The 23,420-nt window shown below is 59.7% G+C and carries 28 protein-coding genes and 2 pseudogenes; 20 read left to right on the top strand and 10 right to left on the bottom strand.

Annotated features, from left to right (window positions below):
- The first annotated feature begins 8 nt into the window (after positions 1-8).
- The gene (locus V5279_RS47195) at positions 9-749 is read left to right on the top strand and encodes an IS256 family transposase (RefSeq protein ID WP_422653176.1); all 741 of its coding nucleotides are present in this window, start codon (positions 9-11) and stop codon (positions 747-749) included.
- Between the two features lie 247 nt (positions 750-996).
- Here the strand turns inward: V5279_RS47195 and V5279_RS06260 are convergent, their stop codons facing one another.
- Entirely contained in the window at positions 997-1,170 is a 174-nt protein-coding gene (locus V5279_RS06260) for a hypothetical protein (RefSeq protein WP_176529019.1), read from the bottom strand.
- Between the two features lie 1,069 nt (positions 1,171-2,239).
- Between V5279_RS06260 and V5279_RS06255 the strand changes: the two genes are divergently transcribed.
- On the top strand, positions 2,240-2,890 hold the full coding sequence (locus V5279_RS06255) for a hypothetical protein (RefSeq protein ID WP_176529018.1): 651 nt from the start codon (positions 2,240-2,242) through the stop codon (positions 2,888-2,890).
- Here V5279_RS06255 and V5279_RS06250 read toward each other — a convergent pair.
- The gene (locus V5279_RS06250) at positions 2,887-3,111 is read right to left on the bottom strand and encodes a hypothetical protein (RefSeq protein WP_176529017.1); all 225 of its coding nucleotides are present in this window, start codon (positions 3,109-3,111) and stop codon (positions 2,887-2,889) included. The genes V5279_RS06255 and V5279_RS06250 overlap by 4 nt on opposite strands.
- Before the next feature lie 172 nt (positions 3,112-3,283).
- Between V5279_RS06250 and V5279_RS06245 the strand changes: the two genes are divergently transcribed.
- The 4 genes and pseudogenes from V5279_RS06245 to V5279_RS06235 all read left to right on the top strand — a co-directional run bounded on the left by V5279_RS06245 (position 3,284) and on the right by V5279_RS06235 (position 6,454).
- Positions 3,284-3,550 carry a hypothetical protein gene (locus V5279_RS06245; RefSeq protein WP_173643880.1) on the top strand — a complete coding sequence of 89 codons (267 nt, stop codon included), beginning with the start codon at positions 3,284-3,286 and terminating at the stop codon, positions 3,548-3,550.
- Positions 3,551-3,703: 153 nt separating this feature from the next.
- Positions 3,704-4,189 carry an IS66 family insertion sequence element accessory protein TnpB gene (gene tnpB / locus V5279_RS46935; protein ID WP_414645691.1) on the top strand — a complete coding sequence of 162 codons (486 nt, stop codon included), beginning with the start codon at positions 3,704-3,706 and terminating at the stop codon, positions 4,187-4,189.
- Between the two features lie 104 nt (positions 4,190-4,293).
- Positions 4,294-5,858: pseudogene (gene tnpC / locus V5279_RS06240) on the top strand (IS66 family transposase).
- Positions 5,855-6,454 (top strand): plasmid pRiA4b ORF-3 family protein, encoded by a 600-nt coding sequence (locus tag V5279_RS06235; RefSeq protein ID WP_338695900.1) that lies wholly within the window; start codon positions 5,855-5,857, stop codon positions 6,452-6,454. The pseudogene tnpC and the gene V5279_RS06235 overlap by 4 nt, the downstream one beginning before the upstream one ends.
- Positions 6,455-6,458: 4 nt before the next feature.
- On the opposite strand, the gene V5279_RS46930 is transcribed toward V5279_RS06235, so the two are convergent.
- Complete coding sequence (locus V5279_RS46930; protein WP_234600305.1) at positions 6,459-6,803, bottom strand: hypothetical protein; 345 nt, start codon at positions 6,801-6,803, stop codon at positions 6,459-6,461.
- A gap of 213 nt (positions 6,804-7,016) precedes the next feature.
- Positions 7,017-7,235, bottom strand: coding sequence for an alcohol dehydrogenase catalytic domain-containing protein (locus tag V5279_RS46925; RefSeq protein WP_414645690.1), 219 nt, complete (start codon positions 7,233-7,235; stop codon positions 7,017-7,019).
- A gap of 14 nt (positions 7,236-7,249) precedes the next feature.
- Between V5279_RS46925 and V5279_RS06225 the strand changes: the two genes are divergently transcribed.
- Positions 7,250-7,807 carry a hypothetical protein gene (locus V5279_RS06225; protein ID WP_338701907.1) on the top strand — a complete coding sequence of 186 codons (558 nt, stop codon included), beginning with the start codon at positions 7,250-7,252 and terminating at the stop codon, positions 7,805-7,807.
- Here V5279_RS06225 and V5279_RS06220 read toward each other — a convergent pair.
- Both V5279_RS06220 and V5279_RS06215 read right to left on the bottom strand, forming a co-directional pair.
- Positions 7,777-8,412, bottom strand: coding sequence for a hypothetical protein (locus tag V5279_RS06220; protein WP_338695898.1), 636 nt, complete (start codon positions 8,410-8,412; stop codon positions 7,777-7,779). The genes V5279_RS06225 and V5279_RS06220 overlap by 31 nt on opposite strands.
- A gap of 416 nt (positions 8,413-8,828) precedes the next feature.
- Positions 8,829-10,111: pseudogene (locus tag V5279_RS06215) on the bottom strand (IS256 family transposase).
- A 1,715-nt stretch (positions 10,112-11,826) separates the two neighbouring features.
- On the opposite strand from V5279_RS06215, the gene V5279_RS06210 reads away from it, so the two are divergent.
- From V5279_RS06210 to V5279_RS46825, 6 genes are all read left to right on the top strand, one after another.
- The gene (locus V5279_RS06210) at positions 11,827-12,108 is read left to right on the top strand and encodes a hypothetical protein (protein ID WP_338695897.1); all 282 of its coding nucleotides are present in this window, start codon (positions 11,827-11,829) and stop codon (positions 12,106-12,108) included.
- A 414-nt stretch (positions 12,109-12,522) separates the two neighbouring features.
- Positions 12,523-12,789: a hypothetical protein gene (locus V5279_RS06205; protein ID WP_176529011.1), complete on the top strand. Its 267-nt coding sequence runs from the start codon at positions 12,523-12,525 to the stop codon at positions 12,787-12,789.
- Positions 12,790-12,978: 189 nt separating this feature from the next.
- A complete protein-coding gene (locus V5279_RS06200) occupies positions 12,979-13,398 on the top strand; it encodes an NAD(P)-binding protein (RefSeq protein WP_338695896.1) in 420 nt (139 codons plus the stop codon).
- Positions 13,395-13,559: a hypothetical protein gene (locus tag V5279_RS06195; RefSeq protein ID WP_224924200.1), complete on the top strand. Its 165-nt coding sequence runs from the start codon at positions 13,395-13,397 to the stop codon at positions 13,557-13,559. The genes V5279_RS06200 and V5279_RS06195 overlap by 4 nt, the downstream gene beginning before the upstream one ends.
- Positions 13,556-13,798: a hypothetical protein gene (locus V5279_RS06190; protein ID WP_224924199.1), complete on the top strand. Its 243-nt coding sequence runs from the start codon at positions 13,556-13,558 to the stop codon at positions 13,796-13,798. Before V5279_RS06195 ends, V5279_RS06190 begins: the two co-directional genes overlap by 4 nt.
- 22 nt (positions 13,799-13,820) lie before the next feature.
- On the top strand, positions 13,821-13,970 hold the full coding sequence (locus tag V5279_RS46825) for an FAD-dependent monooxygenase (protein ID WP_349259400.1): 150 nt from the start codon (positions 13,821-13,823) through the stop codon (positions 13,968-13,970).
- Positions 13,971-14,548: 578 nt separating this feature from the next.
- Here the strand turns inward: V5279_RS46825 and V5279_RS06185 are convergent.
- Positions 14,549-14,746 carry a hypothetical protein gene (locus V5279_RS06185; protein WP_338695893.1) on the bottom strand — a complete coding sequence of 66 codons (198 nt, stop codon included), beginning with the start codon at positions 14,744-14,746 and terminating at the stop codon, positions 14,549-14,551.
- An 898-nt stretch (positions 14,747-15,644) separates the two neighbouring features.
- Here V5279_RS06185 and V5279_RS06180 point away from each other — a divergent pair.
- Together V5279_RS06180 and V5279_RS06175 are read left to right on the top strand one after the other, a co-directional pair.
- Entirely contained in the window at positions 15,645-15,839 is a 195-nt protein-coding gene (locus tag V5279_RS06180; protein WP_224924198.1) for a hypothetical protein, read from the top strand.
- A gap of 810 nt (positions 15,840-16,649) precedes the next feature.
- The gene (locus V5279_RS06175; protein WP_338695889.1) at positions 16,650-16,991 is read left to right on the top strand and encodes a hypothetical protein; all 342 of its coding nucleotides are present in this window, start codon (positions 16,650-16,652) and stop codon (positions 16,989-16,991) included.
- A 31-nt stretch (positions 16,992-17,022) separates the two neighbouring features.
- Here V5279_RS06175 and V5279_RS06170 read toward each other — a convergent pair whose 3' ends face one another.
- Positions 17,023-18,153, bottom strand: coding sequence for an IS630 family transposase (locus V5279_RS06170; RefSeq protein ID WP_208067716.1), 1,131 nt, complete (start codon positions 18,151-18,153; stop codon positions 17,023-17,025).
- A gap of 39 nt (positions 18,154-18,192) precedes the next feature.
- On the opposite strand from V5279_RS06170, the gene V5279_RS06165 reads away from it, so the two are divergent.
- The gene (locus V5279_RS06165) at positions 18,193-18,474 is read left to right on the top strand and encodes a LexA family protein (protein WP_166106965.1); all 282 of its coding nucleotides are present in this window, start codon (positions 18,193-18,195) and stop codon (positions 18,472-18,474) included.
- Positions 18,475-18,865: 391 nt separating this feature from the next.
- Positions 18,866-19,078 carry a hypothetical protein gene (locus tag V5279_RS06160; RefSeq protein ID WP_207835018.1) on the top strand — a complete coding sequence of 71 codons (213 nt, stop codon included), beginning with the start codon at positions 18,866-18,868 and terminating at the stop codon, positions 19,076-19,078.
- Here the strand turns inward: V5279_RS06160 and V5279_RS46920 are convergent.
- On the bottom strand, positions 19,062-19,382 hold the full coding sequence (locus V5279_RS46920; RefSeq protein ID WP_414645689.1) for a transposase: 321 nt from the start codon (positions 19,380-19,382) through the stop codon (positions 19,062-19,064). The genes V5279_RS06160 and V5279_RS46920 overlap by 17 nt on opposite strands.
- A gap of 891 nt (positions 19,383-20,273) precedes the next feature.
- Between V5279_RS46920 and V5279_RS06150 the strand changes: the two genes are divergently transcribed.
- The 3 genes from V5279_RS06150 to V5279_RS06140 all read left to right on the top strand — a co-directional run bounded on the left by V5279_RS06150 (position 20,274) and on the right by V5279_RS06140 (position 22,688).
- Entirely contained in the window at positions 20,274-21,110 is an 837-nt protein-coding gene (locus V5279_RS06150; protein WP_338695875.1) for a di-heme-cytochrome C peroxidase, read from the top strand.
- A 458-nt stretch (positions 21,111-21,568) separates the two neighbouring features.
- Positions 21,569-21,766, top strand: a complete 198-nt coding sequence (locus V5279_RS06145) for a hypothetical protein (protein WP_338701886.1) — start codon at positions 21,569-21,571, stop codon at positions 21,764-21,766.
- Between the two features lie 580 nt (positions 21,767-22,346).
- The gene (locus tag V5279_RS06140; protein ID WP_224924937.1) at positions 22,347-22,688 is read left to right on the top strand and encodes a globin domain-containing protein; all 342 of its coding nucleotides are present in this window, start codon (positions 22,347-22,349) and stop codon (positions 22,686-22,688) included.
- Here the strand turns inward: V5279_RS06140 and V5279_RS46915 are convergent.
- Positions 22,575-23,234 carry a DUF2188 domain-containing protein gene (locus tag V5279_RS46915; RefSeq protein WP_224924196.1) on the bottom strand — a complete coding sequence of 220 codons (660 nt, stop codon included), beginning with the start codon at positions 23,232-23,234 and terminating at the stop codon, positions 22,575-22,577. The genes V5279_RS06140 and V5279_RS46915 overlap by 114 nt on opposite strands.
- Between the last annotated feature and the right edge of the window lie 186 nt (positions 23,235-23,420).

Here is a 23,420-nt window from a genome sequence, read left to right as displayed (position 1 = left end):
AGAGCCAGGTGAGCCGGCTCTGCGCGGAGATCGACGACAAGGTGAAGGCGTTCCTCGCCCGGCCGATCGAGGGCGACTGGCCGTATCTGTGGATCGACGCCACCTACGTGAAGGTACGCCAGCAGGGGCGTATCGTGTCGGTCGCAGTGATCGTCGCTGTTGGCGTCAACAGCGACGGCCGGCGCGAAGTTCTCGGCATGGATATTGGCCCTTCCGAGGCCGAGACGTTCTGGACGGCGTTCCTGCGCAAGCTCGCTCGCCGGGGCTTGCGTGGCGTCAAGTTGGTCGTCTCCGACGCCCATGAGGGCATCAAGGCCACCGTCGCCAAGTGCTCAACGCCGGCTGGCAATACGGTGCCGCGTCCACTTCATGCGCAACGCGCTGGCGCGCGCCGGCAAGAGCGGGCAGCGCGTCGTCTCCGCCTTCATTGCCACGGCGTTCGCCCAGGACGATGCCGAGGCCGCACAAGTAAAGTGGCGGAAGGTCGCCGACCAGCTTCGTCCCAAGCTGCCCAAGCTTGCCGACTTCCTCGACGAAGCGGAGACCGATGTGCTGGCCTACATGAATTCCCGCCGCAACATCGCACCAAGCTGCACTCCACCAACCCAATCGAGCGCCTCAACAGCAAGATCAAGCGGCGCACCGAGGTGGTTGGCATCTTCCCCAACGAGGATGCCATCTCCGCTTCATCGGCGCGATCCTGCTCGAGCAGAACGATGAATGGGCCGTCCAGCGTGCCCGTTACATGACACTGGAAACCATCGCGCCGTTGAGTAAGGCGTCGGGTTCGCTCGCGACCTTTGCTTCCTTCAGGATTTTACCCTGGGCATCACAACGCACACGCTCGACAGTTCCAATGACACGTCGATTCCGGCCTAGTTCTCCACGGCAACCCTCCGTCTCAGGATGCTTGGGCCGACTCAAGTCGTGACCCCGTTTGATCAGGGGACAGCCACCATCATGCCCCCTTGCTCGGAGCAGGGCCCCTTACCGCATCTAGCCTGACCAGGCCGCGCTCTGCGGCTGATCAATCGTCTCGAGCGATGCATCGAGTTCTGCGATTAGCGCGCTGTGCCTGTTCTTGTCCGCTATTGGCGGGCAGCTATCGCCGATCGCAATTGGCTTTCGAAGATGAGCGATATCGGCAGCGACAAATTCGTCGAGTGTCATGGCAGTCACCTGCTTTCTGCCTGACATCCGCAGCATGAGTGGTTAAGAGAGCGTAAAGACCTAGCGTCTCGCCCATAGGGCTGAGAAGACCTTCGCCTTTCCGCGCGGCATATGCCTAGCGCCTATCAGCCCCAACAGAATGACTTTGGCATGCATAGACGACCGTGCGGTGCTGCGCGGCGTTGATAAGTCCGGTGGCTCCGGATTTGCAAGATTATCGGTGCGAGCCGGCCTCACATAGCAAGGACTCTTTCCAAGGTGCAGCAAGATGGATGGTTGGATAGTGGCGGTCACCATCCTCAAGGAAGACAGCGACGACGACGAACAGGTATGTAACTTTGCGGTCAGCCGTGAAGCTGCCCCTGAAAGACTGCGGGGGCAAAGGCCGCAATCCTAAACTGCCCGATCGAAGAGAAGCAATTGCAAAGGCCGGCGTGGAGCCCGGCGAGCTGATCGCTATACTCGATGACTAGATCGACCCAATCATCTCGCGACCCCAAAGTCACTAAAAGCGCTGCACGTCTGATCTCGCTCACCCGTGTCCGATTGATGACATGTGTCCGGAAGCCGCCATTTGAATTGCGAGAAATTGCTCGGGCCAAAGCTGGAAGCCTCGGGCCAAAGCTGGAAGCGATGCGTTCTGCCTCTCCTTCGAGCAGAGTTGCATTTCGACTATTTGGCACGCCGGTTGCTACCCCCTTATGGCTTGGTTGCTTACTGATGAACCTCGTGAGACGGCCAAGTCTCCACCAGCAACTCGTGCGGGCGGCTCCTTCCGCCGTCCGCACCCTTTTCACGGTGCTGGCCTTAGCGCCGCGCTTCGTGTGGATCGTGACCTGTGGAAAGGCTGCGCGGCTTTTCGCCTCTTTTGCGTCGCGACGGTCTGGCATGCGAGTTGCTGAGAGACGTTTGGACTCGGCTTCTCATACTTTCGCGCAACCCCCATGAGATGGCGAAGTCCGCGCAGCCTTGCGCTAGCGCGAGCGGCTCCTCCAGCCGCTCGCGCGTCTTTCGGTAGCATCGGCCTAGTGCACGCTGCGGAGATCATGCCATAACCCGTGAAGAGGCGTTGAAGATCGCCATTGAGGCGCCCACACAATGGTCTCAAGGGAAGGTCGCAACGGCCGTCGTGCTTGCCGAGATCGCGAAGCTCGAAGCGAGTAGGCCGACACCTAGGCGGCCTCCAAAACGGAAGCTCTCTTCCATAACGCGGATGCGCGCGTTAAAGTTACGCCCTAGCAATGTCAGGCCCCTAGGGTCGCGCTGCCATCCTCCGGATATCGAACAGGAGTACACCGAAGTATTCGAAGAGCGCGAGATCGCTGCATATCACGAGGCGGGGCATGCAGTGATTGCTCGCGCACTAGACATAGAGGTCGCGTGTGTTGCCATCATTCCTTTTATGGGTCGCATTGGGCACGTGTGGCACGAGAAGGCCAGCCCCAAGACTGAAAACTTGATCACGATGGCAGGGCCATTCGCGGAAGCTCGCTTCACCGGCCGGCTGCTTTGTGCTGGCGATGACGAAGCCAACATCACCAGCGCAATGACGCAATTGCCGGAGCCGCGCGAGCACTATGAGGCGAAAGCAAAGACGCTCGTGGCGGAAAGCTGGCGCGCTATCGAAATTGTCGCGGAAGAACTATTGATCGGAGCTGGCAGGCTCTACGGCCCGATGCTTGATTTGGCTATATGCTGCGCTGCCCCCGGCGTCCCCTAGCGATCGATGATCCCGGCGAAGATGGCTTTGGCGCGCACGGAGACGGCCATGTAGTGCTGTGCCGCTTTGATAGACTTGAGCCTTCCCGGGTCATTCTGTGCGATGTTGGGATCAGATAGGAGGCGCTGGAACCGCGCCCTGCGCCACGCCTGCACACGGAGGAGGCGTGGCAGGATGGCCGGCCGCGCGACAGTGTCGATCCGCTCAAACTTGCTCGCCACGGCGGCTTTCCTCCAAGTCGTAGCCTAGCGCAGCTCGCGCTACGCATGGAAGAGGGTCCCGTGATCCTACGGACTGGGCCGCCACGGATCTGCAATCCTCCCATTATTGGGAGGTGGCTACTAAGCGTGGATGCGTAGAGTAACCGCCTGTCTTGAATATCGGACGAGTGAGATGGCAGCAGGATGGATGGTTTCGATCGGCGTTCCCAAAGCCGACGGCAAGCTTCGATATGTAACCTATGCGGTCGCAATGGCCGATGCGACAGAAGCCGTAAAGGCTTCGTTGGCGGCCAGCGCGGGCGAAGCAGCGATCTCGAATTCCGAACTACGCGAAGCTGACTTGAAGGGCCTCGGCGTGAGAGCTGGCGAGCTTGTGACCATATATGATGATCGGAATGATCCGCTGATCTCACGGACGTGGCGTCCTGATACCGGCTAGGATCGAGCCGCCCCAATTCTCAAGGCACCGCTGACCAGAGCCTTTCGGGCCGCGTGCGGTCGTTTGGCACGCTCGTTGCTGGGCTTGGTTGCTTGGCCCCGATGTCGCGGGACACCAAATCGTCAAAGTCAGAACTGGCGCGGGCGGCCCGCGATGGTATTGCCAGCGACCCATCATAGGTTTCTCTCGGCAGAGATAAAGCGCATGATCAAACACCGAATGCTTTTCAAGCAAGCAAAGCCCCTTACTGACCGTCTGTTGGAAGAGGCGGCGCGCTTAAGGAACTGCGCTGACCAGATGCCGGCATGCCCAAAGTGCGACGCGATATTGCGCAAAGCGCGGGAGCATCAAGTGACTGCCCACATGGCAGATGGATTAGATCGTCCGGGCTTAGGTGCCCAACTTAGCCGGCGGCCCTCATCTTACCCCGTGGAAGCTTCAACCCAAGACGCGATGAAGGGTGTGGTGGTGGTCTTCCGTGCGAAGCGCGCTGATCGGGTGAAGATTGTCGTCTGGGATGGCAGCGGCCTTGTGATGTACTGGAAACGGCTCGATGGCGGCCGCTTCATGTCCTCCCATCGTGGCCGGCGTCATGCGGGTGAATGTCGCGCAGCTGTCCGCGCTTCTGGCCGGCATTGAGTGGACACGCATGCATGCGCCTCGAATCCCGCAGCCGAAAGCGCTTTGCGTAGGACATAAAATCTTCGCTGCATCGTGGCGCGAAGCATGGCAGACTCGGGCCAATGAGTGATTTACCTGATGGCTGCCGAGCGATCCAGGCGACTTGCGTGTCTTTGCCGCGGCTCTGCTGGATCGCTGCGCCAGGCTCGAGCGGTTGCTCAAGCTTGCAAAAGATGCGCAGTTCGGTCGATCGTCGGAAAAGCTGGACGCTGATCAGCTACAGCTTGTTTTGGAGGACATCGAAGAGGCCGTCGCGGCTCTCGAAGCAGCCGAGAATCACGCCAATCCAAGAACCTGCGAGAAGAGAACTTCCAAGCGCGGGGCCAATCGTGGCAAGCTGCCGGAGCATTTGCCACGCATCGTCGAGACCCTGATGCCCGCTGCAACCTGCTGCCCGTGCTGCGCAGGCGCCCTTTTTGAGATCGGTCACGATGAGAGCCAGATGCTGGACGTCGTACCGGCGCAGTATCGCGTCATCGTCACCCGCAGCCCCAAACTGGCCTGCCGCGTCTGTCACGGCGTCGTCCTCCAGCATGCTGCTCCCGAGCGATTGATCAGGGGAGGACTGCCGACCGAGCGGCTGGTCGCGCATGTGATCGACGCCAAGTATCATTGGCATTTGCCGCTCTACCGCCAGGCGCAGATGCTGACGACGCACGGTATCGCCATCGACCGTTCTACGCTCGCCTTCTGGGTCGGCTATGCCGCCCAGGAATTGAAGCCCTTGTGGCATCGTCTGCGCCAGCTTCTGCTCGGCTCTTCGAAGCTCTGTGTCGACGAGACCCCCGCACCGGTGTTGGATCCGGGGCGCGGCAGGACCAAAACCGGCTACTTCTGGGCGCTGTCACGCGATGACAGGCCCTGGGCCGGACCTGACCCACCTGGCGTGGTTTACGCCTATGCACCGGGCCGTGGGGCCGTTCATGGCTTGCAGCTGCCTGAGGGCTTTCGCGGCATCATCCACTGCGACGGCTATCAGGCTTACAAGACTATGACCCGAGAGACGCGTGCGGACGCCTTGTCCGGGACGCTCGCCTTCCGCTGGTCGCATCTGAGGCGCCAGTTTGTGAAGATCGAGCGCGAGGCCGCTCCGGCGCCAGCTCCGGTTGCCCGCGAGGCTCTTGAGTGCATCGCCCAACTTTACGCAGTCGAAAAAGCGCTCCGCGGCCGATCAGATGTCGAGCGCCGTGCTGGCAGGCAGGCGCATGCCCGACCTCTGGCGACAGCCTTGAAGCAGTGGTTTGAGGCCAAGCTTGATCACCTTGCACAGAAGAGCGACACGGCGAAGGCCCTGCGTTACGCGCTGCGTCATTGGGACGGCTTGACGCTCTATCTTTATGACGGGTGCATCGAGATGGACACGAATGCTGTCGAGCGTGCGATGCGGCCGATCAAGCTCAACGCCAAGAACTCCCTTTTTGCCGGTTGCGACGAGGGCGCCGAGAATTGGGCAGTTCTCGCTTCGTTAATCGAGACCTGTAAGCTCAATGGCGTCAGTGCCGAGCACTGGCTCGCTGACGTTCTCGCGAAGCTCGTCAATGGCTGGCCAGCGGCGCGACTGGACGAGCTGCTTCCCTGGGCGTCGACCTATACGATGCATGCACACGATCCGAGGCTGGCGGCATGAGCTTGAACACGACCGCGGTCCGGATCAAGGTAACTCTCAAGGATGTGAAGCCGGAGGTGATGCGTCGCCTTGTCGTACCCGTTACCCTACGCCTTGATCGATTGCATCTGACGCTTCAGGAGGCATTCGGCTGGACGAACAGTCACCTCTTCGAGTTCTTCGCTGGTGAGGCACATTGGGGGATTCCCGACCCCGACAATGCTTACGGCCACCAGCCCATTGATGCCCGTAAAGCGCGGCTTTGCGATATCGTTCGAGAGACCGGCGCCAAGACGATCCACTATCTCTATGACTTCGGCGACAGCTGGGATCACGTGATCAAGCTCGAAAAGTGGTTCGACAACACCACGACGGAGGGCATGCCCTTCCTGCTCGAGGCCGCCGGTCGTTGTCCTCCGGAAGACGTCGGCGGTGCGCCAGGCTATGCCGAATACCTCGATGCCATCGGTGACCCCACCCATCCGGAGCACGAACATATGCGCCTCTGGGGCCCGGAGCGGTTTGATCCCAACGTCGTCGACCAGGCGCTTGAGGCCGCCGTCAACGCATTGTCCGGAATTTGGAAGCCACGTCGGCAAAAGCTACGATCAAAATAGGGCGTCAAGAGCCAATCAAAAGAGCCGCAGAGCTACGCTTACCATAGACCATCGCGCTCACGACCAGGAGCGGCCGGATCCGGGACGGGCCGAGCTCGGCCCATGTCCGCGCGTTGCCTTTCGGGTAGAGGCCGGATTCCAGCCAATCTCGAGCGCCGTCATCTCGCCGCCCGGTGACCTTGTCATCGACATCGATCATGATGATCTCGGCAGGCGAGTAGAATTGTGCGGTCAGCAGCGTAGCCAAGCCGACGGGGCCGGCACCGACGATGGCGACGGCGGAGCCGGGCGAGATCTTGCCGTTGAGCACGCCGCACTCGAATCCGGTGGGAAGGATGTCGCTGAGCATGACGAGAGCTCCCTCATCGACCCCATCAGGCAAATGGTGGAGGCTGGTGTCGGCAGCGGCGTCCGGACATATTCGGCCTGCGTGCCGTCGATCTTGTTGCCGAGGATCCACCCGCCGGTGCGACAGTGCGAATACATAACTCTCCGGCAGAAGTCGCATTTGCCGCAGGACGAATGCAGGAGATTAGGACGCGGTCACCCGCCTTGAAAGCGGTCACGCCACAGCCAACCTGTCAACGACGCCCACGTCCTCATGGCCTAGAATTGGGCCGGGCTGACAGGTCGTTACATCACCCTTGAGGATGTGGAGATCAGTGCCGCAGATCGTGGTTTTCACGATCCGCACGATGGCGTCTCCCGATTCCAGGATGGCCGGTTTCGGTCGCTGCGCGAGAAACTTTTTACCGGGCCCCTCGAAGATGAGCGCTTTCATTTCGCATCACCTCCTTGCGTATTCAGTCCGCCGGTTTTGCCTCGGGCAATTGCCATCGTCGCCCGGTAGAGCCGAACCGTGTAGTTCCAGACTTTGGTGATCGGCAGGCAGTTTTGGATCTTGCCGTCGTAGCCTCCAAACTGGCACCGCAACTGAGCCGTCCGAGCCAGCCGCGCACTGAGCTTGCGAACGCATCGGTGGTCATGCCGGCATACGGCACCGCCATTAATCTGCACCAGGCCCTTCTCGCCGCTGGCGGCAAGCGCCCTGCTGTCCTTCTCCAGAATCGCTTTGAACGGCTGCCGCGGAAGAGCGCGCGCTCGACCACGCTGATCTCGGCGTCGAGTACAGGATCGTGGGCAGCGAGCCGCAATGCCTCGATCGCATGCGTGGCGCGACCGGTTCGAACTGTTGCAGCCAGTCGCGCGCGAGCACGCCGCGCAATACGCCTCACGACCGGCGTGCGCCGGACGTACCAACCGGCGATGCGCCGTTCGCTGACGGGTTTGCCTCGATATGCAGGTCACCGCATCGAAATGCGTCACGTCGATTCTTTGCGCGCCGGCGTCTGAAGCGACGATTGAGCGGGGTAGAGCATGAGCCCGTCTAGGCAGCAAATTTCGCCGGCGACAACAGCATCGTAGGAATGCCCTCGGTCCTCGATAGTGACGGTTCGCGTCACGGCATTCCCGGTCTCGAGCCGATCCGACGAGCGATTGATGGTCAGCGCGATCGACAGACTGCCTGCAGCGAGGAAGGGCAGATCGGATGCCACATGCGGGATGAAGGTCTGAAATGCGATCCGGGGGAGCGTGAGCGTTGCCTCGCGTGTGGCCGGCGGATCGGCCGCGTATTTGGCGACGATCGTCAGACCAGAGATCGCATAACTGCCCGGCTCCTGCGGATGGATCGCGAATTCGAACCAGACACCGCCATCAGTGAGGCCGTCGCGCTCTTCGCTCTCATAGGGGCTGCGCAGCTGCCGCGTCAGGACATTGCACGGTTGGAACTCTGGCAGCTTGGGCGGCGCCGTCTTGTAGTTCGGCGCCAGCACCTCGATCCGCTGCGTGGCGGCCTGTCTCACCACGACGCAGGGCGGATCGAGCGTCACCCGCAGGATCGGCTCTGGCGTGTTTTCCTGAGCGTGGGCCGCGCATGGCGCCAGCGAGCCAAGCATCGGGGCTGCGTTAGACAGCGGATACCTCATTGCTTCGCTCCCGCCGGCTGCGTCGCATCCTGGTGGGCATATTTCAGCTTGAGGACATCAGCAGGCGTGGCCTGAACCTGTCCAGGCTTCAGCGGCGCGGGACGTGGTCAGGTCTGCCGGTGTAACCTGATCTTCTGGCCGCCCTTCTGGGCTGGGTCGATCCGACGGCCTGCCAAATAGTCAAGCCCCTCATCGACGACAATTGCCGCAAGCGATCAACTACCAATGCTCGCAATTGACCTGCTGATGGGGGCATGACCACCCTAGTTAATGATCGTCACTGAAAACTGTGCCGATCCGGCTGCATCACATGCGTTGAGGCATAAAGTCATCATCGACCGATGAGCACGAGAGCTATCGCCAAATTTTGGTGACGGTGCGGCCGGTCAGGCGGCGGCGGTTATGGGCTGACGGTCGGTCGGTTTGGCGATGACCTCGATCCCGTCGTTGAATGTCACACCGAGAACGAGTTTTGGCAACTGGTTGTGGCCATCGAGACGACGCCAGCTTTTCTGCGCGGCCTCAAGCAGTTGAAGACCATCGCGAGCGCCGTTCTGTTGGACAGGCAGCCCTTCGATCGGATCGTGCGGTGGCGCACGGTAGCGAAGGTGCTTCCAATGGGATTGGTGGTCCGCAGGTGTTTCCAGTGTTCGGCCGGGAAGTCGTAGAACGCCAGTAGCGTGTCCCGATCCTTGCTCAGGCAGTCGGCCGCCTTCTCGTATTTGGGCGTATAGCTCTCGATGAAGGCGTCGAACGCCAGCTCGGCGGCGGCCTTGGTTTCGGCCATCCAGATCTCCTGCAACGCGCGTTTGGCTTTAGGCTGCTGGCTCTTCGGCAACTTGGCGATCACGTTGGCGGTCTTGTGTACCCAGCAGCGCTGCTCGCGCGTTTTCGGCCAGACCTCGCCGGCGGCCTTCCAGAACCCGAGCGCGCCGTCGGCGATGGTGAGCCGCGGTGGCACGCCGAGCCCGCGCCGCTTCAGGTCGAGCAGCAGATCGCGCCAGTCCTGCGCGCTCTCGCGGGCGCCATCGGTGAGGCCGACCAGTTCCTTGCGGCCTTCCGGCGTCGCGCCGATCAGCACCAGGATGCAATGCTTTTCGTCTTCGAGGCGTGCTTGGAGATGGATGCCATCGGCCCAGATGTAGACGTCGCGCTTCGCCGACAGATCGCGCCTCTGCCACGCGGTGTGTTCGTCAAGCCAACCGTCCTTCAGACGGCCGCTGGCGGATGCCGACAACCCGGCAGCATCCTTGCCGAGCAGCGCCGCCAGAGCCTCGGAGAAGTCGCCGGTGGAGATACCCTTCAGGTAAAGGATCGGCAGCAGCGTCTCGATCGATTTCGAGCGGCGCATGTAGGGCGGCAGGATCGACGGAGAGAACCGGATGCGGTCGGGATCGGTAGCCTCCGCCTCGCGATCGCGTACACGCGGCTGGCGGACGCCGACCGGACCGATACCATCCATCACCTCGCGTTCCGGCAGGTGACCGTGGCGCACGACGCGCTGGTGGCCGTCCGCAGTCTTCAAATCGGCATGCTTGCCGAGAAAGTCCGCGACCTCGGCCTCGACCGCCTGGGCCAACAGAGCACGCGCCCCATTGCGCAAGATTTCGGTGAGTTGATCGTCGACGTTTCCTGGCTGAATCAACTTGATGATGTTATCTTTGGACACGGCATATCGCTCCTTCGGTGGAGAAGTGGAGGCGTCAAGCACCCCCACGATATGCCGCCTTCCCGATTCCCGCCGTCACCAACTTTCAGCGATAGCTCGTTAACGGCTCGGCAGTCGCAATGACCGACTTTGCCAACCACCAGTACACGGAGCGCATATTATGTCGCATATAGCGAATGTGAAATTCTGGATCGACGAAGGAGAGCGGCGAACTTTGGATGCCTTGGGTCGCTCCTCAGCGAGGCATCTCGCCAATAACCTCTCGCCCGATCTCCGTGCCGACGCTATCGAGCACCGCGACGCCATGGTCCCACCTCCGCCGCCGCCGACGATGAAATCAGGGCGAATTGACACCATGACTCCCTCGATCTCGATAGCCTCGAAGGTTGGCGCCGCACTGGAGCGCTGTGGGCCGGTGATCCATCCCGGACTTGTGCAGCGCAACTAGCAAGCGCTCTTCGGTCTCAGTCCAGCGATTGAGTCCGTTCGCACGCGTTCGTCCCGTTCCGCTTCCGAAAAATCATTGCTGATTGCCGGAATATACACATGCCCTAATTCTCTCCGGTTAGGGTGAGACAATGAAACGGGCCGCGTCATGCCAACGGCCCCTTACCGAAAACTTCTACAATACTGATATTAACAGAACATAGCCAGGTAGCGCCACCGAGAGTTCACTGCTGGGCTACAAAAGGGCGATCCCGCGTGGCTCGCTAGAGTCCATCCACGAGAGCGGCACCTACACGAGGATGACGCAGGCCGGTAAAAACCGGTTCGAATAGCCGTCTAGGTCTAGAACATACGCTCAACCAGCAGCACGGCGCCGGCAATACTCAGAAGTACGATGATGAGAGTCCAATCGCGGTGTTCCTCCGTCATGGTCCCACCTTGGAAAGGACGGTCGCAACGCCCCGGAAAGAGCACCAAGCCGTGGTAAATTGTTCCACATCATCAAAGCGAAGAGTCAACTTCGCGCCCCCCAAAAGAAGAGGCTACACGCCGAGGCCGAATTGTCCTCATCACGAGAAGTAGGACGCTCACCCGATCAGCAGCCAACTTACGCTGACGACGAGCGATATCCCCGCTAAGCTTATAAGGCTAAACTCGACGCCATCAGAATCGGTCCAGAACATAATACTCACCATTACATGACGGATCAGGAGAGCGCTTCGCGTATGTCAGTCAGCGGCAGTGTCCTGTGTGGACGCTTCAAAAGAACGGACCCAGTACCTCTGGGGGCCTCTAAGCCCGAGCGGACAGCATAGCGGTGGCAACGTGCATCCCTACACTGACCGCGACTGAGCCGTTCTCGGCGCGACGTGAGATCGCTACGCAAGCGGGTCCGGCCCACGGAACCATATGCCTAGCGTTCCGTCAGCCCAATCAGAATGATTATGGCGCGCGTCGAGATGGCTAAGTAGTGCTGCGCGGCTTTGATGGACTTGTGTCGCGCGGGATCATTCTGGCGATGTGGGATCGGTTAGTCTAAGTCTAGCATCCGCTGGAGCCGTGCCTGCGCCACGCCTGCACCCGACGGAGACACGTCAGGATCGCCGGCCGTTCAACGCTGATCCGCTTCTCGCTCGTCAAATCTGCCACTCCTCTTGAGGTTGCGAGCCTAAGGGAGCCGGCCCTTCCAACCTCCCACTATTAGTAGGTGCGCTTTGCGCTTAGTGGCGCAGAGTAAGCTGGGGCAGTCTCCATATCGGATTGCACACATGGCAGCAGGTTGGATGGTTTCAATTGGCTACATAGAAAGCGGCCAACTTCGGCACGTAACGTATGCGGTCGCGGTGGCTAACGCCACCGAAGCCATCAAGGCTTCACTGGATGTCGGCGCCTCCCGATTCTCATTGGATGCCGGTCTTGGCTGGGTGGCCTTGGCGAATTCTGAACTCAGTCTACAGCAACTGGATGATCTCGGCATGGTGAAAGGCGGGATTTGTTCCCTATGGGACGACACGCATGATTGGCTGATCTGGCCCCGCCAGCTCCATTAAGTTTGATCAGTGAACACGATGACTTGGCAAGGAGCGATGGTTCGCGGTCTACCGGCAATCGGGCGCGGTGTCCGCTACGGCGCGCGAGACAGTTCGGCCTGCGCGGAGATCTCATGGGAAGGGCACGACGAGAATGACCCCGCCTGCGGTCGCCGATGGGCTATGATCGGCACCGCGGGCAGGCTCGTCGGTCACTTCTACATACACAATGGCGACGATTCAGCCTTCGTTTGCGAACGCGGCTGAGTTCTTCAACAGCCTGCTAGGTCGTCACGCGCCTCGAAAGCACAAGAGACCTGATCAACGGACTGGCGCACGCGGCCCCGACCTCGCGGCCAGCCCCGTGTCACGGATGTTCGATGGCTCTGGCAGAGGCTCGTTAGCTCGTACGCCAATGCCTCACGGAGCGGCAAGATGGACGGCTGGTTAGTAACGGTCGCCATCAAGGAAGACGGCGATGACGACGACGACGGGTACAGGCACATAACTTACGCGGTCGCAGTCGCAAACCCGAGCAAAGCCGCAAAGCTGGCCATGAGAGATAGCGTCGCAAAGGGCGCAATGGTTAACCGTCCGCTCGAAGCTGCAATGTTGCAAAGTCTCGGCTGGGAAGCTGGCGAACTGGCCGTGGTTCACGACGATGACATTGATCCAATCACCTCACGGCCTCGGCATCATTAGCCAACGTCGGATTTTTCATTCAACAGCGTCGGATTGGAAACATGCATGTCCGGAAGCTCCACGAGCAGTTAGCTGGCGCGTTGTGAAGACGCGAGTCGCTTGCTTCTCTCCTCCTTGGCAACCGAGTTGTTGACGCCCGCGAGGTGTGATCGCCAAGATAATAAAAGGCCAACAAGGAGAGGAGAAAACATGGGCGCGGTGAAGACGGTTTTCATCGTGGGTGGCGGAATTGGCGGTTTGACGGTGGCCCATGCGCTTCAACAGATCGGCGCATCCACCAGAGTCATTGAAGTGGGAGACAAGCGTGACCGGATCGGCACCAAAATTACGCTACTGGGGAACACCTTGCTGGCACTCGCCGAACTGGGATTGGTGGATGCGTGTCTTGAAGGTGGCCTTGGTTGGGACTTCGTGTCGGTGCGCGATGGCGCAGGAACGATTCTGAGCGAACAGTCCACCCCAAGAATTTGGGACGCCGATCGTCCTGGCGCACTGGGAATCATGCGGCCACGTCTGGGACAGATCCTGGAAGACTTTGCGACGGAGGGCGGCGCGAAGATTGATTCAACACAACCGTCACCCGAATTGATCAGGACGATGGAGGGGTGACGGTTCAGCTATCGAACGGCGAGACGGGCCGCGCCGACCTGCTGATCGCTGCGGATGGTATCTATTCCAACATCCGCCACAGCATCTTCGGCGAAGAGTTCAAGCCGCACTACGCCGGTCAAGGCGTATGGCGTTATACGGTTTTCGCACCGAGGCGATGAATGGCTTCGTCCTGTATCGCCTTCCGACGGGCCGAGTAGTTGGCGCGCTGCCGCTATCGAAAGAACTGTGCTATCTGTTCTTCTTGGAACGCACGGACGAAAAGCTTCGTATTCTGCAAGATCAGGTGTGCGACTATCTCCGTAAACTGCTCGCCCCCTTTACGGCGCCCGAACTGGTCGCGGCTGCCAAGGTGATCGGAAGACAAGCACATAAGCTACCGCCCATTTCATTTACATAGCTATCGCCCATTTGATGTCTTGATGATGCCAGCCCCCTGGCACCGTGGCCGTGTCGTGCTATTGGGCGACGCGGCCCATTCGTTGACGCCGCAAATGACATCCGGCGGCGGTATGGCAATCGAGGATGCACTGGTTCTTGCCCAGGAACTGGATCGCAACGACGACTTGTAGACTTCGCTCGTGACCTATTGCCGTCGGCGCGAGCAAAGGGTCAGTCGCGTATACGACATCGCATGCGCCATTTGCCGGGAACAGCGCAAACCGGAGCTGGCCGGGACCATTCGATGGGCCTTCTTCGTGAAGGCTACGCGTTTCTGGCTACGCCCGTCTGATCGGAAGCAGGCGAAGTCAGCTGGGAAGGGACGGACGTCGATTCCGCGGTGGCAGGGCCACGTCCGTGGACCGAATGCAAACTCCGTACTCACTTCGGCCCACAACAAGTATGTCACGAGAAGGGGAACTGTATGACAAGACAGGCGGGGTCGCTGCAGGGATGGATTTTGACATCTGCCCCATGGCTGACGATTTTTGGAGTGGTTCTGTATCGCCAGTCCTGCCGTTTATGATGAAAGATCTTGCGCAGAACACCGAAGCGCAAGTATTGGTTCCGACGGTGCTTGCCGGGTCGGCGGTGATCATCGCGATCCTGTCGCCATTCGTAGGCGTTTTCTTCAAGCGCGTTGCACGCAAGAGTACTTTGATAGCGACGCGATCGCGGAATCGGCGCCGGTCTGGCTTAACGACATCTATCACATCATCGCGAGCCGGATGATCGTCGGCGCTGCCGAGGCAGTAGTGACGGCGGTCGCAACTCCGTAGCAATAAGCGAATGGCCCGATTTGATAGAGAACTTCCTGCACTGTCTTGTCCGCCAGCGATAGCTGCAACTCAATACCTTTGGTCCCGAGCACGGCAACAGACTTTATCTGTTCGTTCGTCACGGCCATTGATTATGCTCGCATCTCGCTGATGATGATGTGATCGCAAAGCACCCCGGTTTCATCCTCAAAGTAAGCTCTCACATCGTGGCGAGGCCGACAACGGGCGGACACGCTTTAACTCTCGATCAGCCTGCGCAGGATGGCTTCCGCGCGCATCCCGACGGCCGTGTGGTGCTGCGCCGCCTTGATGGACTTGAACCGCCCCGGATCATTCTGAGCGATGTCAGGATCAGCTAGGAGACGCTGGAAACGCGCCCTGCGTCACGCCTGTATGGGACGAAGGCGCGGGAGGATCGCCGGCCGCTCTTCAACACTGACCCGCTTCTCGCTCGGCACTTCCAGTCGCCTCCTCTTGAGGCTATGAGTCTAGCGCAACTCCCGGCTCGTGTGGAGGAGGTTCCCGGGATGATACGGATTAATCAAGACCGGCCGAATTCGACAACGAGGGATGGCTCGATTAGTATTCCGGACCAATCTCGCCTGCGCCTTTGTTGAGCCTCCGATATGAAACGACCGTTGATCGCCGCCGCGCTCCTCCTCCTGACCGATTCGTCTGTGAATGCCCAAAGCGCACTAACTGACGCGGAACGTGGAGCTATCCACAAAGCGCGCGAATTTTGTATCGAAGCTCTTGGCCGTGACCGCCGTCGAATATTTTTCGGAAACAGCGACACCGCCGACGCGTTTCACGCACAGGTTAATGAGTGCGCAATGCGCATCATGCCTCGTTACCTGCCTCCCGCGAGCCGTTGAGGCTAGTCTGGGTATGTTTCTTGTTTGCGTGCAGCCGCGCTCGGTTGACGGCATGCACGCCCGATGGCTCCGAATTTGCAGGATCATCGGTCCGAGCCGATTTCACATGACGAGGGCTGCTCCCGAGGGCAGCAAGGTGGATGGTTGGATAGTGACTGTCGCCATCTTCAAGAAAGACAGCGACGACGACGAAGACTTCGGGCATGTAACTTACACGGTTGCGGTCACCGATCCGGCGGAAGCCGTGAAGCTGACCCTGAAAGACTGCGGCGCAAAGGCCGCAATGCTAACTGCCCGATCGAAAAGGAGCAGTTGCAAAGGCTCGGCCTGGAGCCCGGCGCGCTGATAGCTATACACGATGACGAGGTTGATCCAATCATCCCGCGCCCCAGACGTGACTAAAAGCGCCGCACGTCTGATCTCGTTCAGTCGCGTCCGGTTCATGACATGCACGTCCGGAAGCTGCCACCACAGTGCAGGTAGTCAGTCTGCACAAGGTGTGAAAGCAAGCCGTTTTGCGTCTCTGCAGCGTGACCGTCTGGCACGCGAGTTGCTGAGCCCTGTTGGCTTGGTTGCTTATTGATGACCCTCGTGAGACGGCCAAGTCTCCACCAGCAACTCGTGCGGGCGGCTCCTTCCGCCGTCCGCACGCTTTTCATTGATCGCCCTAGCGCCGCGTTTCGTGTCGATCATGACCCGTGAAGAGGCTGTGCAGCTTTTCGCCTCCCTGACTGTCTGGCACGCGAGTTGCTGAGAGACGTTTGGATTTGGCTTCTCATACTTTTGCACAACCCCCGTGAGATGGCCAAGTCCGCGCAGCCTTAACTAGCGCTAGCGGCTCCTCCAGCCGCTCGCGCGTCTTTCCGTAGCATCGGCCTAGCGGCGCGGCGTGGAGATCATGCTATGACCCGTGAAGAGGCCTTGAAGAACGCCATTGAGGCACTCACACAGTGGTCCCAAGGGACGGTCGCAACAGCTGTCGTGCTTGCCGCGATCGCGAAGCTCGAACTGACTAGGCCGCCGCCCAGACGGCCTCGAAAACGGAAAGTCACTTCCTACGCCAGCGCTCACGATCGCTGGAGGCTGGTGCAATGGACAGACCACATTATACTGGCCTTCGAGGCTGCTATTCGTCTGCCGATGAGGGGAGGCGCACATGAGCATCAACCCAGCTTCTCGAAGCTATAGTATTCTCATCGCAGACGCGGCCGTATCTGTCGTTAATACGGCTTGCACAGCATGGCGGCTGCACGACCGGACCGACAGAGAAGGCACAAGTGATCGGACCATAAGCGAAAGCGAAGAGATCGACCAAAACAAAAAGCCGGCGCAGTGGCCGGCCCCGCAAATCTTCAATAGCTTGATATGCTCAATGGAAGTACATCATAATCACTTCGATATCCGACGTGATGCGGGGCTGACGGTCAGTCAAGTGAGCGTCCACAATGCGGCGCGCAACCAAGTGCGTAACGATATCTCCGAGATCGCGGGCGGCTGAGAGAATGGTCCATACCTCAGCTAGTGGTTCATCACAGTGATTTTGACTCTTTGACGACGGCCGGATAGGCGCGGCGGAGTTTGGCGCGGGCTTTGTCGGTTGTGAACATCCACTTGATGCGGTCTTGCGCCTTGTTTCGCTGCCGTTGCCATGCCGCGATCTCGTTTCGGAGCTTTTTGGGGTCGTCGATGCGGCGGCCGAGACACTGGCGCTGCAGCACGCTGATCTCGCACTCAACCATGTTGAGCCAACTGGCGTGTTTCGGGGTGTAGTGGAATTCGAGGCGGCGCAGGATGCGCCGGGCTTCGGCGGGCGCAAATGCTTGATACAGCGCACCGGCGGTATGGATCGACAGATTGTCCTGCACGACACGGATGCAGGCGGCTTCGGGATAATGGACGTCGACGAGTTCACGCATGCAATGGGCGTAGTCGACGGCGGCGCGGCGCTCGGTCGCCTTCACGTTGCGCCACCCCCGATGTGGATCGAAGGTAACGAAGAGATTGACGGTGCCATTGCGGCGGTACTCGTAATCGTAGCGCTCGCGCTGTCCGGGCTTGGCGGAGACCGGCTGGTGCACCTCGCCGATCAGCTGGACCGGGGTCTCGTCGAAGCAGACCAGCGGCCGGGCGGGATCCGGCCTCTCGGCGTAGAGGTCAAGCACGTCCTCCATGCGGGCGACGTATTCGCCATCGACATGAGGAATGCACCACATGTCCCTGCGCCATGGCTTGAGGTCGTTCTCCGCCAGCCGGCGGCGCACGGTCTCGCCCGACAAGCTGTCGTGATCGGTGAGCTTGACCATCGCGTTGGCCAGCAGCGTCAGCGTCCAGCGTTTGCGGCCGGCCGGCGGCTTGGCGCATGCGGTCGCCACCAGCAGGGCCTCCTCCTTGCCCGTCAGCTTGCGTTCCGCCCCTGGACGCGGCTCCTCGCTCAGGGCCCGCTCCAGATTGCCTTCCACGAAGCGGCGCTTGGTCCGATAGACGGTGGAGAGGCTGACACTTACGGTCCGGGCAATCTCCTCGTCGCGGCGCCCTCCATCGGCCGCCAGCAAAATCTGCGCCCGCTTGAGCTTGCGGGCGGCGCACTTGCCGCCGCCGAGCATCGCCGTCAGTTCGTCTCGCTCGGCTTGGCTCAATTCGACCCGATAACGGACATTCATCCTTTGCCTCCTTGTCGGAAGGCCGGGACGAATCGATCCATGAGTCAAAAATCAGGCGCGCGCTTCACCCAGAAGCAGGGGCACTACCTCGCTTTCATCTACACATATTCCAACATGTTCGGACAGCCGCCCGCCGAGAAAGACATCCAGCGCCACTTCCGCGTCAGCCCGCCTTCGGTCCACCAAATGATCGTAACTCTCGAACGAAACGGATGCATCCGTCGTCAACCCGGCGTCCCAAGGAGCATCGAAATTCTCGTGCCGCCGGAAAGCTTGCCGATCCTCGAATGGCTCGGAATAAAAACGTCAAAATCACTGTGATGAACCACTAGTAGCGCTTGGCGTTCTGGCGGGACGGACATGCCCCTGTCCTCCTCAAGCCGGAACGACACGGACGGGAGCATCGGATATCGTCGCCTCGTATTCACCAAAGAACGGCCATCAATGGACGCTCCTATGTGCTTTTCGATGTATAGAACGAGGCCGGCACGAACCGCCTCAATGAACTCGGTCGCCGTCAGTCAAATGATCTCTTTGCTCTCCATCTCCCCCCTGAGGTACGCCGAGATGCTTTGAAACGCCGCGCCCAGCGTGCCGCCGAGCGAGGAGACGATGGCGAGCGCGACCCCGGCGCGGAGGATCGAGTACTCGCCCGAGGTGACCCCGCGGGCAGGATCACGGCTCCCAGGTTCGGCATCCGCAGCGGAAGACGTTGCGCAAGACGATGGCGATCAAACGCGATCACTTCGCGGTCGTCGTCCGTCACTGGGTTGTCGTGCATGTGGTCGATAGCAGCGAGGTCGATGGCTTCACTGCTGCGGGCCGTCTCGGCGACGACCAACTCGATTTGCTCGCGCTTCAGCGCAGTGAGCCGCTGCGCCTCCGCAATCAACGTGCCAGCCGCTCGGTCATTTGCGGCACTTGACGAAAGCGACCTGAACAGCCGGCTCCAGGTACACGACGTGATCGCCTTCAGGACGCGGTGCACGAAGATGGATTTCATCTCGATCTCGATTACCCCGGAGAGCTTGGTGTCGCCACACCGTGAGCAGCCCGCGGGCAACGCCATTGCGCCGCGCCACCTCGGAGATGTTCGCCCCCTCCTCGAAGCTCTCCGCTACGATCCGGGCCTTCTCTTCGCCCGTCCATCGCCGCCGCTGTCCGGTGATCACCTCGACCCGACGATAGGAATCACCTTCCTGCCTGGCATCAAGCATGGTATTTGCCATCGTTGCACCTCCACCGATCAGCTCATGCCAGGCTGTATCGCAGGCGAGCCTCACGATGGCGAGGTGGGGGCTTCATGCCGGTTACGTTGATCCAACCCGATCGGTCAGGGGATGCGGGGCCTTGGGCGACGTAACACGACCTGCGACGAAAATTCGTTGCGATCGAAGGTGCAGATGCGCTTGCGCCGCCCGCCCCTATGTCCCTATGTCCCTATGTCCCTATGTCCCCGCACGTACGATCTGGGGAACGGCGGCGCAAGAGGACTGGCCCCTGGGCGATGAGGCTGATGCTGATCAATTGTCGACGCCCTACACACAAAGATCCGGTACGATGATCGATCGTATCGTACCGCGCTCGTTGCGGAATCAGCAACAAGAGGTCTGCCCAACGACTCTTTGTGCTTTTCAGAAGAGAGCTTGGCCAACGATTTCACGGTCCGAGACTTTGATACCCCGATGCGGTGAGACGCATGTTGCCCGGCAGCGCACGCCAATACCTAGCCAGGCCTCCAAAGCGATCGTCAGTCTCTGGAGACAAATCGGCGTGGGTCTGGTTCGCTACGGCAAGTTCTGCGATTAGTAAGGCTACCGATACACCGCTAGCCGGTGCCTTCTCCCAAGACTTGGTAGGTTGAACTTAGTTGGACAGCGCCCTCTAATGACCAATGATCAGGCGACCTGCAAGCCGAAAGGCGAGCCCAAGTTTGCCGGAGACGGCGTGGGGTTTCGGCGAACGTCTCTTCGGGCGATTTTGACAATGGAAGCGGTAGGCCACACGATGCTCCGTACTCTCATTCTAATTGCCTTAGCGTTTCGTCACGACAAGATCGAGCGCTCAGGGTACCGACGCCAACCCTATCTATGTTGACCAAGGTATGGATTGGACCGCGTATGGATTGGACCGCGGCAGCGAGAGCGGATTTCTATTCGCGCGATCAGGGTTCGCGTTTGATTTCGTTATCTTGGATGCAGGCCCTGAAGCAAACGAACGGACAGCCGTTCCTCGCGGATGGCTTGTCACGGTACGGGTATCTACGGAATCCTGCAAACACGGCCAACCTTCCCGCCGGCTTTCACGCTTCTGGCCCTCAAGACTTCCAGGTCGTCGGAATGACCAGCTCGGCATGTCACTCGCGCCAGATCGAAGTTGACGGCAAGGTGTATCGGGTGGATGGCAGTCCGGGGTTTGTAGACTTCTACGCACTGCTTGGCGATCTGGACAAGGCAGTCGGCGACGTGATCGCCAGCGACAGCTCGTTCGCTCCGTTTTCTGCAGCTGTTCTGCGGTCCGCAACGCCGGATGCGGCCGATGTTGCGGATCTTCGTCGACAGGTAGATGGGTGGTACTTGCGGTTTCACACGCTCATGGTGCGTGCGCTGCCCAAGAACGGCTGGGGAGTTGGCCGTCTGGATGCTGTAGGTATGATTTTCAAGCGCATATCCGGACTGGACATCGGCCCGCCACCCGACTTCATGATCCCGGAAAACATGAAAACCGCGGACGCTCCTGTGAGATACCCATTCCTTTGGAATTCGCCGCGACAGGACAAAAGACAATGGCCTGGATTCGCCAAAGATGGAAGTGACATCTTGGGGCTAGCTCGGAACGTTGGCGAGGTTCTGGGGGTATTCACTACGTTCGAGCCGATGCGTCAGGGCGCGATCATCAATTTCCTCGACAATAACTCCGCCAATTTCGACGGCCTGAGTGAGCTTGAAGCTTGGTGAAGTGAATCGGCACTCCGAAATGGCCCTGGAAGATTGACGCTGCTTTAGCCCCCCCGAGGCAAGGGTGAAAGGGATTCCGCTGAAGGGGGTGTCGCGAATGCCACGGGATTGAAGACGGAGAGCAACGCATTCCATTCATCAAAACATGGAGGACTACGGTCCAGAACGTTGGTACCGATACACGAGAATACGACGTCCTCGCCTGGAAAGCGAAGACGGGCGTGCTGAAGGGAGCGTACATCCCTTCGCGACCGTCCCACTCAAGGAGAACGATGAGATCCTTAACATTCTTGCGACCTCGGTCATTGGTTCGATCGCAGAACACCTGTTGGCCGGCGGCGCGCCTTCCACTAACGCACGGGTGGCAGCGGCGCCAGACCCGGGATCGTCGGACACACCGGAGTCTCTGGGGCTCGTGCGACTACCACCAACGCTGCAGGATTTGCTAACGGCTTTCGATACTGCCAGCACCTCCGAAGCAATCAAAAAGGCCAAGCGGCAGGGAGCAGCCGTGGGGCGCCTACGAGGCTCGTGTTCTGCAGGGTATTTGGGCCGCCGCACCTCATCTTCATAACGGCTCGGTCCCTACCCTGGCGGAATTGCTCAAGCCATCAGGGGATGCGCAAACCGCAGTTCAGCGTTGGACGGAAATATGACATTGAAGACGTTGGTCTTGCTGCGACCCAGGAAGCCGCTGAGCGAAACTCTGTCTGTCACGGATTGTAGTAATATCAATTCTGGAAATAGCCCATGCGGACACGAGTACGGGACCAGTTTAAGCGACCGAGACAAAGAGGCGTTGCTTGAATACCTCAAGACACTGTGACCCGCTCCGGCGCTCCCTCTTTGACCGGTTTCCAGCATGCTGTCGGTCACAGTATGCTCGCTTATCGGCACGAGCCTTGAAACGGAGATCTGATCCAGCACAGCTGCTCAAGGAAGCGCAAGTGATGGCTTACAAATTATCGCGTTTCTACCGTTTGCGTCGCTTGTGCATACGAAACGAGGTTTCACATGACACCAATCTCAATACCACATCACAAAGAATGCCTTCGCTGTGGTTCTGGGTTAGTCACCAGCGAGTGGCATGAACGCGTCAATGCGAACGAAGTTCAGGTTCTTTGGCGCTGCTGGAACTGCAAACACCAATTTATCTCCGTCGTCACTTCCCACGAAAGGGAGCCGTCAGTCGCTGAGATCACAAAACCATTCTTTACGAGCCTGCTCGTCTGACCAATGACGCCCGAGCAGGTCGACCTTATCAGGATATCGTTTGACGCGATGTGGCCGGTCCGTCGCGACCTCGCTGACCTGTGTTACAACAGGTTCGTTGAACTAGCTCCTGATGCAAGAGATATGTTCGGCGGCGATATCGAGCAGCAGCGGATGAAGGCGCTGGATATGATCACCGCGCTGCCCGCCTCGCTCGACGAAAGACCGATGTTCCAATCGCTGATCACGCTTTCAGGTCACAAGCACGCCAGACTTTGCGTTCAGCCATCGCACTTCGTCGCAATGGGCGAGGCGTTGATGTGGAGCTTTGATTGCAAATTCGGCCCTTCTTTCACCCCGAGCTGAGGGAATCGTGGCGGACGCTTTACGCCACCGCCCAGAACGAGATGCTGCGCGCGGCCGGCCGGCAGAGTTCGTTTTGACAACGGCGGGCGAGAAGCCTAATTCGTGACCCAATCGTGGGTCTCCGGTCGGCTGGAGACACACGAAAAAACCTTGTCGCGCGAACAGTGTTCGTGCTCCTGAGCTGACGTTCCGAGATTCGCTGAATTGGAAACTCACGCCAACGCGCTTCGATGAGTCCTGCGGAGAAATGAAATTCGTAGTGACCGCCTTGACGTTCCGCCATACGATCGATGACCCATCGGCGTTTTCGATCGGCATCGAGCGTGGGTGCGTATCTGGGGCTCCAGCCCGATTAGCCGGACGGTGGGTATAGGTCTTGGTGCCATATGTCCACTCGTTTCTGAACCTGTGGTCATGGCCCTGAACTAGAACCTGAGCGTCGCGTCCTGCCTTTCCCTCCTTGTGGGCTGCGTCGACCGCGGCGCGGATCGCCTCTTCCTCAGTGGCGTAAGCGCCGGAGTGCTCACAATGAGCGCAACCCTCCACTGGCCTTCATGGCGCGTGACGAAGTACTGAACGCTTTCCATAAAGCTTGGCTCCGGCATCGCCCCCGTGATCGATAGACGGGTCGTACTCTGCAAATCTGGGTAAGCGCCGTTCAGCGGCCACCTTCCGGACCACGGGGCGATCTGCGAGTCTGCGGTTTGTTTGAACCGTTAGGCTTAGAATGGA

Source organism: Bradyrhizobium sp. 26S5 (assembly GCF_036923295.1).
In the GTDB taxonomy this organism is placed as follows: domain Bacteria; phylum Pseudomonadota; class Alphaproteobacteria; order Rhizobiales; family Xanthobacteraceae; genus Bradyrhizobium; species Bradyrhizobium septentrionale.
This window is presented reverse-complemented; position numbering and strand designations above follow the sequence as displayed.

Coding starts and splice junctions, on each gene's coding strand:
- V5279_RS06245 (WP_173643880.1), top strand. CDS start 3,284: ATGGCAGCAGGATGGATGGTTTCGATCGGCGTTCCCAAAGCCGACGGC.
- V5279_RS06185 (WP_338695893.1), bottom strand. CDS start 14,746: ATGGCCGTGACGAACGAACAGATAAAGTCTGTTGCCGTGCTCGGGACC.
- V5279_RS06205 (WP_176529011.1), top strand. CDS start 12,523: ATGGACGGCTGGTTAGTAACGGTCGCCATCAAGGAAGACGGCGATGAC.
- V5279_RS06210 (WP_338695897.1), top strand. CDS start 11,827: ATGGCAGCAGGTTGGATGGTTTCAATTGGCTACATAGAAAGCGGCCAA.
- V5279_RS46920 (WP_414645689.1), bottom strand. CDS start 19,382: ATGGCAAATACCATGCTTGATGCCAGGCAGGAAGGTGATTCCTATCGT.
- V5279_RS46825 (WP_349259400.1), top strand. CDS start 13,821: ATGATGCCAGCCCCCTGGCACCGTGGCCGTGTCGTGCTATTGGGCGAC.
- V5279_RS06150 (WP_338695875.1), top strand. CDS start 20,274: ATGGATTGGACCGCGGCAGCGAGAGCGGATTTCTATTCGCGCGATCAG.
- V5279_RS06175 (WP_338695889.1), top strand. CDS start 16,650: ATGAGCATCAACCCAGCTTCTCGAAGCTATAGTATTCTCATCGCAGAC.
- V5279_RS46930 (WP_234600305.1), bottom strand. CDS start 6,803: ATGCTCAGCGACATCCTTCCCACCGGATTCGAGTGCGGCGTGCTCAAC.
- V5279_RS06200 (WP_338695896.1), top strand. CDS start 12,979: ATGGGCGCGGTGAAGACGGTTTTCATCGTGGGTGGCGGAATTGGCGGT.
- V5279_RS46925 (WP_414645690.1), bottom strand. CDS start 7,235: ATGAAAGCGCTCATCTTCGAGGGGCCCGGTAAAAAGTTTCTCGCGCAG.
- tnpB (WP_414645691.1), top strand. CDS start 3,704: ATGGTATTGCCAGCGACCCATCATAGGTTTCTCTCGGCAGAGATAAAG.
- V5279_RS06170 (WP_208067716.1), bottom strand. CDS start 18,153: ATGAATGTCCGTTATCGGGTCGAATTGAGCCAAGCCGAGCGAGACGAA.
- V5279_RS06260 (WP_176529019.1), bottom strand. CDS start 1,170: ATGACACTCGACGAATTTGTCGCTGCCGATATCGCTCATCTTCGAAAG.
- V5279_RS06165 (WP_166106965.1), top strand. CDS start 18,193: ATGAGTCAAAAATCAGGCGCGCGCTTCACCCAGAAGCAGGGGCACTAC.
- V5279_RS06140 (WP_224924937.1), top strand. CDS start 22,347: ATGACGCCCGAGCAGGTCGACCTTATCAGGATATCGTTTGACGCGATG.
- V5279_RS06190 (WP_224924199.1), top strand. CDS start 13,556: ATGAATGGCTTCGTCCTGTATCGCCTTCCGACGGGCCGAGTAGTTGGC.
- V5279_RS06235 (WP_338695900.1), top strand. CDS start 5,855: ATGAGCTTGAACACGACCGCGGTCCGGATCAAGGTAACTCTCAAGGAT.
- V5279_RS06220 (WP_338695898.1), bottom strand. CDS start 8,412: ATGCTTGGCTCGCTGGCGCCATGCGCGGCCCACGCTCAGGAAAACACG.